The 12,764-nt window shown below is 63.2% G+C and carries 14 protein-coding genes and 1 pseudogene; 9 read left to right on the top strand and 6 right to left on the bottom strand.

All coding sequences use genetic code 11. The annotated features are described in order from the left end of the window. Positions 1–199: pseudogene (locus ABIT12_RS17000) on the top strand (ABC transporter ATP-binding protein); the annotation flags it as partial. A 74-nt stretch (positions 200–273) separates the two neighbouring features. On the opposite strand, the gene fumC reads toward ABIT12_RS17000, so the two are convergent. From fumC to ABIT12_RS16985, 3 genes are all read right to left on the bottom strand, one after another. Next, positions 274–1,674 carry a class II fumarate hydratase gene (gene fumC, locus ABIT12_RS16995; RefSeq protein ID WP_348041980.1) on the bottom strand — a complete coding sequence of 467 codons (1,401 nt, stop codon included), beginning with the start codon at positions 1,672–1,674 and terminating at the stop codon, positions 274–276. A gap of 101 nt (positions 1,675–1,775) precedes the next feature. After that, positions 1,776–1,958 carry a 50S ribosomal protein L32 gene (rpmF, locus tag ABIT12_RS16990; protein ID WP_348041979.1) on the bottom strand — a complete coding sequence of 61 codons (183 nt, stop codon included), beginning with the start codon at positions 1,956–1,958 and terminating at the stop codon, positions 1,776–1,778. A gap of 138 nt (positions 1,959–2,096) precedes the next feature. Further along, positions 2,097–2,819, bottom strand: coding sequence for a transglycosylase domain-containing protein (locus ABIT12_RS16985; RefSeq protein WP_348041978.1), 723 nt, complete (start codon positions 2,817–2,819; stop codon positions 2,097–2,099). A 115-nt stretch (positions 2,820–2,934) separates the two neighbouring features. Here ABIT12_RS16985 and ABIT12_RS16980 point away from each other — a divergent pair, with 115 nt between their 5' ends. Genes ABIT12_RS16980 through ABIT12_RS16965 form a run of 4 tightly spaced genes read left to right on the top strand, consistent with a single transcriptional unit; the run spans position 2,935 to position 5,333 of the window. Further along, complete coding sequence (locus ABIT12_RS16980) at positions 2,935–3,837, top strand: polyprenyl synthetase family protein (RefSeq protein ID WP_348041977.1); 903 nt, start codon at positions 2,935–2,937, stop codon at positions 3,835–3,837. Between the two features lie 2 nt (positions 3,838–3,839). Then, complete coding sequence (locus tag ABIT12_RS16975; RefSeq protein WP_348041976.1) at positions 3,840–4,475, top strand: MOSC domain-containing protein; 636 nt, start codon at positions 3,840–3,842, stop codon at positions 4,473–4,475. Positions 4,476–4,485: 10 nt separating this feature from the next. Beyond that, on the top strand, positions 4,486–4,971 hold the full coding sequence (locus ABIT12_RS16970; protein ID WP_348041975.1) for a YbaK/EbsC family protein: 486 nt from the start codon (positions 4,486–4,488) through the stop codon (positions 4,969–4,971). Then, entirely contained in the window at positions 4,971–5,333 is a 363-nt protein-coding gene (locus ABIT12_RS16965) for a hypothetical protein (RefSeq protein WP_348041974.1), read from the top strand. Before ABIT12_RS16970 ends, ABIT12_RS16965 begins: the two co-directional genes overlap by 1 nt. Here ABIT12_RS16965 and ABIT12_RS16960 read toward each other — a convergent pair. Beyond that, positions 5,330–6,415, bottom strand: coding sequence for an NAD(P)-binding domain-containing protein (locus tag ABIT12_RS16960; RefSeq protein ID WP_348041973.1), 1,086 nt, complete (start codon positions 6,413–6,415; stop codon positions 5,330–5,332). The two genes, ABIT12_RS16965 and ABIT12_RS16960, sit on opposite strands and share 4 nt — an antisense overlap. Further along, positions 6,412–7,653, bottom strand: a complete 1,242-nt coding sequence (ispG, locus tag ABIT12_RS16955; protein WP_348041972.1) for a flavodoxin-dependent (E)-4-hydroxy-3-methylbut-2-enyl-diphosphate synthase — start codon at positions 7,651–7,653, stop codon at positions 6,412–6,414. Before ispG ends, ABIT12_RS16960 begins: the two co-directional genes overlap by 4 nt. Positions 7,654–7,757: 104 nt before the next feature. Here ispG and ABIT12_RS16950 point away from each other — a divergent pair, with 104 nt between their 5' ends. Further along, on the top strand, positions 7,758–8,732 hold the full coding sequence (locus ABIT12_RS16950; protein WP_348041971.1) for an arabinan endo-1,5-alpha-L-arabinosidase: 975 nt from the start codon (positions 7,758–7,760) through the stop codon (positions 8,730–8,732). A 177-nt stretch (positions 8,733–8,909) separates the two neighbouring features. On the opposite strand, the gene gloB is transcribed toward ABIT12_RS16950, so the two are convergent. Then, complete coding sequence (gloB, locus tag ABIT12_RS16945) at positions 8,910–9,683, bottom strand: hydroxyacylglutathione hydrolase (protein WP_348041970.1); 774 nt, start codon at positions 9,681–9,683, stop codon at positions 8,910–8,912. A 100-nt stretch (positions 9,684–9,783) separates the two neighbouring features. Between gloB and ABIT12_RS16940 the strand changes: the two genes are divergently transcribed. The 3 genes from ABIT12_RS16940 (at position 9,784) to ABIT12_RS16930 (ending at position 12,764) form a co-directional block, all read left to right on the top strand. Next, a complete protein-coding gene (locus ABIT12_RS16940; RefSeq protein WP_348041969.1) occupies positions 9,784–10,515 on the top strand; it encodes a methyltransferase domain-containing protein in 732 nt (243 codons plus the stop codon). A gap of 114 nt (positions 10,516–10,629) precedes the next feature. Continuing rightward, positions 10,630–11,793 carry a histidinol-phosphate transaminase gene (gene hisC, locus ABIT12_RS16935; RefSeq protein ID WP_348063381.1) on the top strand — a complete coding sequence of 388 codons (1,164 nt, stop codon included), beginning with the start codon at positions 10,630–10,632 and terminating at the stop codon, positions 11,791–11,793. After that, positions 11,790–12,764, top strand: a complete 975-nt coding sequence (locus ABIT12_RS16930; RefSeq protein WP_348041967.1) for a prephenate/arogenate dehydrogenase family protein — start codon at positions 11,790–11,792, stop codon at positions 12,762–12,764. The genes hisC and ABIT12_RS16930 overlap by 4 nt, the downstream gene beginning before the upstream one ends.

The following is a 12,764-nucleotide window of genomic DNA, read 5'->3' as shown; positions in this document are numbered from 1 at the left end:
CCTTATGCGCGGCAAGACCGTCCTCGCCATCGCCCACCGCCTCTCTACCATCGCGGCAATGGACCGCCTCATCGTCCTCGATCGCGGCCTGATCATCGAAGAAGGCACTCACGCCACCCTCCTCGCCCAGGGCGGCACCTATGCCAGCCTCTGGTCCCGCCAGTCCGGCGGATTTCTGGACCTTGACGCAGCGGAATAGAGCGCTTCGCGCGCCCCTCATCCGGCGCTACGCGCCACCTTCTCCCTCAAGGGGAGAAGGAAGTGAAGTGTGGCCTACTTCTTCAGCTTGAGCGGCCCGACCATCGATTCCGGCTTTACTTCGGCGTCGAATTCCTCGGGTGTCAGCAGGCCGAGCGACACGGCTGATTCCTTGAGGGTCGAGCCGGTCTTGTGGGCGTTCTTGGCGATCTTGGCGGCGTTGTCGTAGCCGATCTTGCGATTGAGCGCGGTGACCAGCATCAGCGACTTGTTGACCAGTTCGGTGATGCGGGCGCGATCCGGCTCGATGCCGATGGCGCAATTGTCGTTGAACGAGCGGGCGCTGTCGGCCAGCAGGCGCACGGACTGCAGGAAGTTGTAGGCGATCACCGGCTTGAACACGTTGAGCTCGAAATTGCCCTGGCTGGCGGCAAAGCCGATGGCGGCGTCATTGCCCATCACCTGCACGGCAACCATGGTCATGGCTTCGGACTGGGTCGGGTTGACCTTGCCCGGCATGATCGAGGAGCCGGGTTCATTTTCCGGAATGGTCAGTTCACCCAGGCCCGAGCGGGGACCGGAGGCCAGCCAGCGCACGTCATTGGCAATCTTCATCAGCGCGGCGGCCAGTTGCTTGAGCGCACCCGAGGTGCCGACAAAGGCATCATGGCCGGCCATCACCGCATATTTGTTGGGCGCGGTGATAAAGCCGTGGCCGGTCAGCTTGGCGATTTCGGCGGCGACGGTTTCACCATATTGCGGGTGGGCATTGAGCCCGGTGCCAACGGCGGTGCCTCCCAGCGCCAGTTCATCGAGCTGGGGAATGGTGGCCTTGATCGCCTTGATCGCCAGATCGATCTGGGCGACCCAGCCGCTCATTTCCTGGCCCAGGGTGATCGGGGTCGCATCCTGCAGGTGGGTGCGGCCGATCTTGACCACGTCCATGAATTCCTCGGACTTGGAATGGAGGGTGTTGCGCAGGGTTTCGATGCGCGGAAACAGGTACTTTTCCAGCGCCTCGACCGCAGCGATGTGCATGGCGGTCGGATAGGTGTCGTTGGACGACTGGCTCATGTTGACGTGATCATTGGGATGCACCGGCTTTTTGGAGCCCATGGTGCCTCCGGCCATTTCGATGGCGCGGTTGGAGATCACTTCGTTGACGTTCATGTTGGACTGGGTGCCCGAACCGGTCTGCCACACCACCAGCGGGAAATGCTCGTCCAACTTGCCGGCGATGACTTCGTCGGCGGCAGCGACGATCAGGTCACGGGTCTTTTCGTCGAGCAGGCCGAGCTTGTGATTGGCCAGAGCGGCGGCCTTTTTCAGGATGCCGAATGCGGTGATGATTTCCTTGGGCATGCGCTCGCCGCCGATATCGAAATTGGCGAGGGAGCGGGCCGTCTGCGCGCCGTAATACTTGGCCGAGGGCACGTTGATGGTGCCCATCGAATCCGATTCAACACGCATGGTCATGGGAAAACTCCAAAGGAAGGGTCAGGCCAAAAGCAAACGGCCAGCCCCGAAAGGGACCGGCCGTTGCAAATTCTCATCTCGAGCGCAAGTTGCGGCTCGACTTAGCTTTTCTTGACGTCGAGGACCTGCCGGCCGCGGTACATGCCGGTCTTGAGGTCGACGTGGTGCGGACGGCGCAGCTCGCCCGAATCCTTGTCCTCAACGTAGGACGAGGCGGAAAGCGCATCGTGCGAACGGCGGAAGCCACGCTTCATCGGCGAGGTCTTTCGTTTTGGCACTGCCATGATCGTAACTCCGAATTCAATATCGTTGCGCCGCCGAAACGGCCCAGAGACTGGCTCTGTTGGGATTGGCGGTGTCTATAGAGCACAAAACCGGGCTTGGCTAGTGGCTTTTGCGGCTCAAAACCCAGCCATACCGGATCAGAGCTTCAGCGTGCCATCAGTACCGACACATCCGGCGCGATCGCCATATTGCTGGGCCCTGTCGGCAATGACCCGGGCGAGGCGCAGCATGCCGCTTGAAGGGTGGGCCGGCAAGCGCAGCAGTGGATTGGGCAGGGTGACCGCCATCAGCGCCGAGCGGCCCCAGGCCATGGATTGAGGCTCGGCGTTGAAGGCGGCCTCGGTGCCGGCGGCAATGCCGAATTGCCCGCCCGGGCCCCATTCGGCAATGTTGAGATAGATTTCCATAATCCGCCGCTTGGACATCACCAGATCGATATAAAGCGCCAGCGGCACTTCGAGCAGCTTGCGCGCCGGGTTGCGGGCATTGGTGAGAAACAGATTGCGCGCCACCTGCATGGTAATTGTGGAGGCGCCACGGCTGTCGCGGCCGTGGACAAAATTGTCCAGTTCGTCGCGCAGCGCCGACATATCGACGCCCCAGTGTCGGCAGAACTGACCATCCTCCGACAGGATCACGGCCGCCTTGAGCCGATCGGATACCGCATCGATGTCTTGCCAATGCCGGATCACCGGACGGTTGGTCAGGTAACGCTCCAGCATGGGCACCGAGATGGGGTTTATCACCAGATAGACTGGGGTGAGTGCGATCGGGATGGCGATCAGCACGACAAGCGCGATGGCGATACCGCGCAGAATGCGCACGGTTCTGGCCCGCCAGGATAATTTGGATTTTGCCACGCGCCGCTCTCACACCTGGACTTTCCATAGCGGGGGCGAGCAGGGCGGGGAAGCCTGAAGTTATCGGGCATGCGGCGCTCTTGCTCCAGCGGCCCCGATTGGCTAGCAACAGAGCATGTATGACTTCGATGCCGATATCGCCGATTGCGCCCGCGCCGTGGAGCAGGCGCTGGACCGTTTTGTCAGTGCCGAGGTGCTGTCAGGTCCGGGAAGTGCGCCCGCCCGGCTGATCGCTGCGATGCGCCATGGATCGCTCAATGGCGGCAAGCGGTTGCGGCCATTGCTGGTGCGGCAGGCAGCGGCGGTGTTTGGCGTGGCGCCAGCCCTGGCCCTGACTGCCGGGCTCGCGGTGGAAGCGCTGCATTGCTATTCGCTGATTCACGACGACCTGCCGGCGATGGATGACGACGATCTGCGGCGTGGTCGCCCCACCGTACACAAGGCGTTCGACGACGCGACCGCGATCCTGGCCGGTGATGGGCTGCTGACCCACGCCTTTGGGCTGTTGGCGACGCCCGACGCCCATCCCGATCCCGCCGTGCGGATCGCACTGGTGGCCGAACTGGCGCAGGGCAGTGGCGCTGGCGGCATGGTCGGCGGGCAGATGCGCGATATCGAGGGCGAGCAGGGCGGTTTTTCCGGCAACGAGATTGCCCAGATGCAGGCGATGAAAACCGGCGCGCTGATCCGCGCCAGCGTGCGCATCGGCGCCATCATTGGTGGCGCCGATGCGCGGGCGCTGTCGGCGCTCACCGCCTATGCGGAAGCCGCGGGCCGCGCGTTCCAGCTGGCCGATGATATTCTCGATGTCACGGCGACTGCCGAAGCCATGGGCAAGGCGACCGGCAAGGATGCGGCGGCGGGCAAGCAGACGCTGGTCGGCCAATTGGGCGTTGAAGGCGCCCGGCTGCAACTGGCCAGCATCGCCAACGAAGCGCTGGCGGCGTTGCGCACTTTCGGCCCCAAGGCCGACGGTCTGCGTGCCAGCGCCCGCTATTTTGCCGAACGGGAGAACTAGCGATGGCTGAACTGATCGCCGTCAATATCGGCGCCGCGCGCCATATCGAGGGTTTCGGGCCGCTGACCGGCATTGTCAAAACGCCAGTCCATGGGCCGCTGCAAATCGGACGGCTGGGGATCGAGGGTGACGCGATCTGCGATCGCCAGCATCATGGTGGCTTCGATCAGGCGATCTATATCTATTTCCAGAGCGATTACGCGTTCTGGCGCCAGCAGTTGCGGCGGGAGACGGAACCGGGCCTGTTCGGCGAAAACCTGACCGTCGACGGGATCGACGGCACCGCGGTTGCCATCGGCGATCGCTTCACCATTGGCGATGTGCTGCTTGAAGTAACCTATCACCGCACGCCCTGCATGACCTTTGCGGCGCGGATGGGCGATCCGAAATGGGTCAAGCGGTTTCATCAGGCCGGTCGGCCCGGCGCGTACTGCCGGGTGCTGACTATAGGTGCGGTCTCGGCCGGCATGGAGGTCACCTACACGCCGTTTGCCGGTGAGCGCGTCACCGTGTGCGAACTGATGGCGCTGGATGGCGCGCGCAGCCTCGATCCGGCGTTTTTGCGGCGCGCGCTGCAAACCCCGATCCGCGAGCGGACGCGCTTCAAGTATGAAGAGCGGTTGGCGCAATTGTTTTGAGATTTTTGCCATGACCATGCAGTCCGTGATCGACGATCTGGCGCTGCGTGCGCCCGATCTCAAAGTGGTGCAAACCGAAGGCTCCACCGCCACGGTGCAACTGGCCGCAGCGGTGCATGGCGTCGAGCCCGGCCAGATCGCCAAGACTTTGGCCATCCGCGTCGATGGCGAAAACTTCCTGCTGGTGACGCGCGGCGATGCACGGCTCGACAACAAGAAGGCCAAGGCCGCTTTTGGCGGGCGTCCGCGGATGCTGGGCGCAGAAGAGGTCGAGGCACTGACTTCGCACAAGGTCGGCGGGGTTTGCCCGTTCGGGCTGCCTGGCGCGCTCAAGATTTATTGCGACGTGTCGCTGAAGATTTACGATGAAGTCATCCCGGCGGGTGGCTCAACCCATTCTTCGGTGCGGCTGACGGTCGACCGGCTTTATGATCTGGTTGGGGACAAATGGGTGGATGCGTGCGAACGACCGCGTGCCGCTGAGGAGAGTGTCTGATGCTGATGGTTTTGCTGATGATCGTGACGGTGATCAATGTCGTCGTCGCGGCCGGATTTTCGCTGGCTGGGGTGTTCTTCCCTGGGTTTATCGTCAAGGACGGTGAAGACTCTCATACGGCGCGGGTGTTCGCGCTTTACGGCGTCGCTCGCTCGGTGCCGCTGCTGGTGGTGGTGCTATGGGCCGTGTTCAAGGGGTCGATGCCCGGGCTGATCTGGCTCGGTGCGCTGGCCGAGATCATCCAATTGGTGGACGCGGCGGTCGGCACGCAGACCGGCGACAAGATCAAGATTTATGGATCGCTCGGCCTTGGCATCGCCCAGTTGGCCATTGTGGTGCTGGCCGTGTGGTTTGGCTACTAAACCAGTCTGAGCTGGGCCAGAAGTTCGCTGGCGGCGACGGCGCCGGCGCGGTTGGCCCCGATGGTGGAGGCCGACGGGCCGTAGCCGACCAGATGGATGCGCGGGTCGCGTTCCACCTGGGTGGCGAGGCGGCCGGTCATGACGATGCCGCCGCTGTCGGTGCGCAGGTTGAGCGGGGCCAGATGATCGAGGCTGCTGCGAAAGCCGGTGCACCACAGAATGACGTCGGCTTTCTGCTTGGTGCCGTCGTCCCAGCGCACTCCCGTGGCGGTGATTTCGCTGAATATCGGCAGCCGATTGAGCACGCCGCGCTGGCGCATCGCTATGATTGCCGGGGTAACCGGCAGACCGGTGACTGAGACCACCGAATTGGGCGTCAGCCCTTGCCGGACGCGCTGTTCGACCATGGCGACGGCAGCGCGACCCCAATCCTCGTTGAACGGTCCTTCGCGGAATTGCGGCTCGCGGCGGGTGACCCAGGTGGTGCTGGTGACACGCGAAATTTCGTCGAGCAGCTGGATTGCGGAAATGCCGCCGCCAACGACGATGCCATGCTGACCAGCGAAATCGGCGGCAGCGCGATAGTCTTTCGTATGCAACTGACGGCCCTGGAATAGCGCGGCGCCTGGATAGGCCGGGATGAAAGGGGTTTCCCAGGTGCCAGTGGCGTTGATCAGGCCGCGGGCGGAAAAATTGCCGTGATTGGTTTCGATGCGCAGGCGTTCACCGCGATTGAGCACCGCTTGCGCGATCACCGGGCGGAACACTGGCAGAGCGAACGCTTTCTCATAGGCGGCGAAATAATGCGGCACGGCAGTGCGGGCTTCGACCAGTTCGGCACGATCAAGCATTGTATCTGCAAAGGCCATGCCGGGCAGGTCGTGGATACGATTGACCGTGCTCAGCGTCAGGCTGGGCCAGCGATATTGCCAGGCGCCGCCGGCATGTGGCGAGCGATCGAGCACGATGAACTGTCGGCCAGGTTCGAGGCCGAGCTTTTTCAGATTGTAGGCAGCAGACAGGCCCGCCTGCCCCGCGCCGATAACCACGACATCGAGTTTGAGGGCGACAGGACTGTTCATTCCGCCGCGGTTTTTTGGCCGGTGCCGTAATTCTTTTCGATGTAGTCGGCGACCATTGCCTTGAACTGCTCGGAGACATCGGTGCCACGCAGGGTGGCTACTTTCTGGCCATCGACGAACACCGGGGCAGCGGGGGTTTCGCCGGTGCCGGGCAGGGAAATGCCGATATTGGCGTGCTTGGATTCGCCCGGGCCGTTGACGATGCAGCCCATCACCGCGACGGACATGGCTTCAACGCCCGGATAACGCTCCTTCCATTCGGGCATGGACGCCGTCAGGTGATCCTGAATGTCCTTGGCCAGCGTCTGGAAGGTGGACGAGGTAGTACGCCCGCAGCCGGGGCAGGCGGCAACCACCGGAATGAACTGGCGGAACCCCATGGTCTGCAGCAGTTCCTGCGCCACGCGTACCTCAGTGGTGCGATCGCCACCCGGCTCCGGGGTCAGCGAAATGCGGATGGTGTCGCCAATGCCCTGCTGCAACAGAATGCCGAGCGCAGCCGACGAGGCGACGACGCCCTTGGTGCCCATGCCCGCTTCAGTCAGGCCCAGATGCAGCGCGTAATCGCAGCGCGCGGCGAGGTCCTGATAGACGGCGAGCAGGTGCTGCACGTCCGAAACTTTGGTCGAGAGGATAATCTTGTCGCGGCCAAGGCCGATTTCTTCGGCGCGCTGGGCCGAGAGCAAGGCGGACTGGATGATGGCTTCGCGCTGTACGGCGGCAGCGGTGATCGGATCGGCCGACCGGGCGTTTTCGTCCATCAGCCTCGTCAGCAGCTCCTCATCGAGCGAACCCCAGTTCACCCCGATGCGCACCGGCTTGTCATATTTCAGTGCCAGCTCGATCAACGTCGAAAACTGGGTGTCGCGCTTGGCCTTGAAGCCGACATTGCCCGGATTGATGCGGTATTTGGCGAGCGCCTCGGCGCAGGCCGGATGGTCGGTGAGCAGCTTGTGGCCGATATAGTGGAAGTCGCCGACCAGCGGCACGTCATAGCCCATGAAGGCGAGGCGGTCGCGGATGATCGGTACGGCGGCGGCGCTTTCGTCGCGGTCCACCGTGATGCGGACGATTTCCGAGCCGGCGCGGGCCAGCTGCATCACCTGTTTGACGGTGGCGTCGATATCGGCGGTATCGGTATTGGTCATCGACTGCACGACGATGGGCGCACCGCCGCCGACCATGACGCCGCCGACATTGACGCCTACCGATTGCCTGCGAATTGCCGGGCCTGTCATTCTTCACCTCTAACTCGGCACAGAAATAGGCCGTTGAACCTAACAGCGCAATGTTACGTTAGCGTGATTATACCGCGCCATAGCGGTACGCGGGAGGAATGCTCATGCGGATGCTGTTGGCGCTGGTCGCCATGATACTGGTTGCTCCAGCAATGGCGGACGATCTGCCCAAGCTGACCGGCAATCTGTTCATCCATGATCCCTCGCTGATCCAGACGTCGGCGGGATTTTCTACCTTTGCCACCGGCATGGAACTGGCCAAGGACGGCGGCCAGATCCGCACCAAGTTCTCGCCAGATGGCATCAACTGGAAAGAGACCGGGGCCATTCCGGGCGGCATGCCGGCCTGGGTCGAGAGAGAAATCGGCAAGCGGCCCAATATCTGGGCTCCCTCGGTGTTCACCAAAGGCGGCGTGACCTACCTGTATTATTCGGTGTCCACCTTTGGCACCAATGACAGCGTTATCGGGCTGATGACCAATGCGGCATTTGACGTGACCAAGCCCAATCTGGGCTGGCAGGATCAAGGCATGGTGCTGCGCACCCACAAGGGCGACAATTACAACGCCATCGACCCGTTCCGGATCGATGCCGGCGGCGAGGCATGGCTGGTCTGGGGCTCGTACTGGGACGGCATCAGGCTGGTAGCCCTCGACCCCACGAGCGGCAAGCGCAGCGATGATGCAGCGCCGCTTCCGCTGGCGTCGCGTAGTGGCGGCGCCATCGAAGCCTCCAGTATTCTCGAACACGACGGCAAGTTCTATCTGTTCGTCTCGTTCGACCGCTGTTGCCTCGGCGATGGCAGCACCTACCGCATGATGGTGGGCCGCGCCGATCAGGTCACCGGGCCGTATCTGGATAAGGACGGCAAGGACATGATGGCCGGCGGCGGCACCGAACTGGCCGCCTCAAAGGGCCATGTGCGCGGACCGGGCGGGGAGGAGCCGTTCATGACGCCGGACGGCCCGAAACTGGTGTTTCATTATTACGACCGCTCGAACCTGGGCATGCCGACGCTGGGGATCAGTCCGATCCAGTGGAGTGCGGAGGGGTGGCCGGAGTTGACGATGCCGGGGTGAACGTGTTTGCACGGAGGGTTCCTCAGCACGATGTCACCCTCCCCCTCGCGGAGAGGGACAGGGAGGGGACTGGAGCCACGATCAAGTTGACCGCACCGGGTTCACCCACCCCACTCTTGATCCCTCCCCGCAAGGGGGAGGGTGTCGACCGCGATATTTGGCGACCGCCAGTTGACTTCAGCCCTTGAACTCGTCCTTGCCCTTGCGGATGGCGGCGAAGACGTCGGCCGGGGTTACGCCGACCAGTCCATAATAGGCGGCCAGTTCGGGCGCATCGGCGCGCAGGAACGGGTTGGCCAGTTTTTCGGTGCCCATCAGAGCCGGGACGGTGAACCGCCCGGCGGCGCGCAGTTCGGTGACTTCGGCGGCGCGGGCCTTGAGCGCCGCATTGTCCGGGTCGATCGACAGCGCAAAGCGGGCGTTGGAGGCAGTGTATTCGTGGCCCGGATAAAGCAGGGTTTCGTCGGGCAGGTCGCGCAGTGCCTTGACGCCCTCCCACATCGGGCCAGGGGTGCCTTCGAACATGCGGCCGACGCCGAGCGAGAACAGCGCATCGGCGGAAAACAGGTGGCCGCCGGAGCGGTCGTAATAGGCGATCTGACCCAGCGTGTGCCCCGGTGTGGCCAGGATTTCGAATACGGTTTCGCCCAGGGCAACGGTTTCGCCCGGATCGACCAGCCGGGTCAGGCCACTGATCTTGTCGGCTTCGGCGCGTGGGCCGGTGACGGCGGCGCCAAACTCGGCCACCAGTTCGGGGATGGCTTCGACATGGTCGATATGGTGGTGGGTGATGAAGATATCGGTCAGGCTCCAGCCGCGCTGCAGCAGGGCCACCTTGATCGCGTTAGCTTCTGGTGCGTCGAGCGCTGCGGTGCGTCCGGTGGCCTCGTCGTGCAGCAGATAGCCATAATTGTCGCTGCGGGCTTCGAAGATTTCGACGATCAGGCTCATGGCGCATATCCTTCAATCAAGAGGTTGAAAGCTAGGTGCGCGACCCCGAGATGACAACCAGCGATTAGACAAGTTTGTCGCGCTATTGCAGAGTTAGGCCATGACCAGCGATGTGACGCGCCTGATTGAATATTACAAATCCCCGCTCGGGCGGATTTCGCGGGCGCTGGTGCGCGAGCAGATCGTCGGGTTGGCCGAAGATGTCAGTGGTTCGCGCGTACTCGGCCTGGGTTTTGCCACGCCCTACCTGCGGTTTACGCTGAGCAAGGCCGAACGGGTCATCGCCTTCATGCCGGAGCGGCAGGGGGCCTCGGCCTGGCCGCGCGAGGGTCCGTCCCATACAGTGTTGTGCGATCCGCTGGAAATGCCGCTGACCGATGCGGCGATCGATCTGACCATTGCCGTGCATGCCTTCGAGCATATTGCCGATGCCGAGGAGTTGATGCGCGAACTGTGGCGGGTGACGGCGCCCAATGGGCAGCTGATCATCGTGGTACCGCGACGGCGCGGCATCTGGGCGCAGCGCGACAATACCCCGTTCGGGCAGGGCAATCCCTATTCCGCCGGCCAGCTGGAAAAGCTGCTGCGCGATCATTCCTTCGTGCCCGAAGCCTGGCGCGACGGGCTGTTCCTGCCGCCATTTCAATCGTCATTGGTGCTGAAATCCACCCGGTTCTTCGAGCGGGCCGGGCGGCTGTTCGGGCCAGCAATGTCGGGCGTCATTTGCGTACGTGCCCGCAAGGAAGCGTTTCCCGCCGTGCCGCGCCGCAAACGCGAGGAGCGCTATGTGCGCGTGCCGAGTCTGAGCGCGCAGACGGCGCGGTCGGGGTAGGTTTGGAGTTGGTCACAATCACGGTGTCATCCCGGCGCAGGCCGGGATCCAGCTCGAGATGTCAGGATGGGCCCCGGCCTCCGCCGAGGTGACATTGAACTTGGGGATGTCCTTTTGCCACTTTCCTTTGCCATCGCGACGCCCTTTGATTATGGTCCGCGCGGCTTTCCCGACCCAAGATCAGTGATGACCAACCGCCCGACGCCGCAGCCCGGCATTCTCAAGATCGCGCCTTATGTTCCCGGCCGCTCCAAGGCGGCGCCGGGCGTGACGGCGATCAAGCTGTCGTCCAATGAAAGCCCGCTGGGCGCTTCGCCGCGGGCGATTGCGGCCTATAAAAGCGTGGCGGAGCATCTGGAGATCTATCCCGAGGGGACTTCGGCGGTGTTGCGGACGGCTTTGGCCGAAGTGCATGGACTGGACGCCGAACGGATCGTGTGCGGCAATGGCTCGGATGATCTGCTGCATCTGCTGGCGCAGTGCTATATCGGCGACGGCGACGATGCAGTGATGAGCCAATATGGCTTTTCGGTCTATCCGATCGTCACCGAGGGTGCGGGCGGTTCCATCATCATGGCGCCGGAAGCCGATTACACCGCCAGCGTCGAGGCGCTGCTGGCGGCGGTGACCGAGCGGACGCGGATGGTTTTTCTGGCCAATCCGAACAATCCCACGGGCACCTATCTGAGCGAGGCCGAGGTGGCGCGCCTGCATGCGGGCCTGCGCCCGGACGTGCTGCTGGTGATCGATAGCGCCTATGCGGAATATGTGACGGCGGCCGATTATTCGGTTGGCGCCGATCTGGTCGAGCAGGCCGAAAACGTGGTCATGGTGCGCACCTTTTCCAAGATGGGGCTGGCGGCAGCGCGGATCGGCTGGATGTATGGGCCGGCCCATGTCGTTGATGCGGTCAACCGCATTCGCGGTCCGTTCAATGTCAACCTGCCGGGCCAGCTGGCGGCGACAGAGGCGACGCGCGATGTTGATTTCACCCGGCGCCTGCGTGACTACAATGCGCAATGGCGCGACTGGATCACGGCGGAGCTGAGCTCCAACCATCTGCGCGTGGTACAGAGCGAGGCCAATTTCGTGATGGTGCTGTTCCCCGATGCTGCACAGGCCGCGGCGGCATTCGAAGCGTTGTTGGCCAGGGGATTGATCGTGCGCGAAATCGGCGCGTCCTATGGCATTGCCAACGGCCTGCGTATTTCCATCGGCCCCGAGGCCGCGATGCGCGGCGTTGTCGAAATCCTTAAATCCATGGTGTTCGTGCAATGAGTGCTCCGTTCAAAAAACTTGCGCTGATCGGCATCGGTCTGATCGGGTCTTCCATTGCGCTGGCGGCGCGGCGGCAGGGGTTGGCCAACATCATCGCCATTTCCACCCGCAAGCAACAAACGCTCGACGAAGCGCGCGAACTGGGGCTGGGCGATGTTTATATGCTCGACGCCATCGAGGCGGTGCGCGGCGCCGATCTGGTGATCCTGTGCGTGCCGGTTGGCGCTTATGAAAGCGTGATGCAGGCCGTCGCGCCCGGACTGGAGCCGGGGGCGATCCTGTCCGACGTTGGTTCGGTCAAGGGCCACGTGGTCAAGACTTTGGCGCCGCTGGTGCCTAAGGGTGTCAGCCTGATCCCGGGCCATCCGATTGCCGGCACCGAGCATTCCGGGCCGTCGGCCGGGTTTGCCGAACTGTTCGTCGGGCGCTGGTGCGTGCTGACGCCGGGGGCGGAGGTCGATCCGGCCAAGACCGAAAAGCTGGCTTCGTTTTGGCGCTCGATGGGCTCGCTGGTCGAAATCATGGACGCTCAGCACCACGATATGGTGCTGGCGATCACCAGCCATATCCCGCATCTGGTCGCCTACAATATTGTCGGCACGGTGGCTGATCTGGAAGCGGCGACGCAGTCGGAAGTCATCAAATTCTCGGCCTCGGGTTTCCGTGATTTCACCCGCATTGCCGCATCCGATCCGGTGATGTGGCGCGATGTGTTCCTGACCAACCGCGAAGCGGTGCTGGAAATGCTGGGGCGGTTTTCCGAGGATCTGTCGGTGCTGCAGCGCGCCGTCCGCACCGGCGATGGTCCGGCGCTGGAAACGATGTTTACCCGCACGCGGGCGATCCGCCGCTCGATTATCAATGCGGGCCAAGAAACGGCGGCGGCCGATTTCGGCCGACCACACCAGGCCGAGCCGGTGCCGCCGGTGTTCATCCCGGTGCGCGAACACGGCGGTGGCGACGACGCTTAG

The organism is Devosia sp. (assembly GCF_039927955.1).
Lineage (GTDB): Bacteria > Pseudomonadota > Alphaproteobacteria > Rhizobiales > Devosiaceae > Devosia.
The sequence above is the reverse complement of the archived record's forward strand: the minus strand, read 5'-3'. Positions and strand labels throughout refer to the sequence as shown.